The sequence below is a fragment of the Caballeronia sp. M23-90 genome (assembly GCF_053574605.1).
In genome coordinates this window covers 1-316 of record NZ_JBSIPA010001004.1, presented here as the reverse complement: position 1 = coordinate 316, position 316 = coordinate 1, and the positions used below count along the sequence as shown (strand labels likewise).

Annotated in this window: 1 protein-coding gene; it reads right to left on the bottom strand. The window is 63.9% G+C overall.

Annotated elements, in window-relative coordinates:
• On the bottom strand, positions 1-316 hold a 316-nt coding region (locus tag ACRXB1_RS37525; RefSeq protein ID WP_449494955.1), incomplete at both ends, for an MFS transporter.

The following is a 316-nucleotide window of genomic DNA, read 5'->3' as shown; positions in this document are numbered from 1 at the left end:
GTGGGCTTGCGACCTCGGGCATCGCAGAGAGGACCGTAGACGATCGGCCCCACTGCAAAACCCGCCATGAAAAGGCTCAGCGTGAGCCCCGCCTGACTTGCGCTCGCATGCAGGGAACCGGCTATATTGACGGGCGCGACCGCCGATCCGATTCCGCCCACCGTGAACAAGGCCAGGCCGAGAAGAAGCGTGGGCTTGCGACCTCGGGCATCGCAGAGAGGACCGTAGACGATCGGCCCCACTGCAAAACCCGCCATGAAAAGGCTCAGCGTGAGCCCCGCCTGACTTGCGCTCGCATGCAGGGAACCGGCTATAT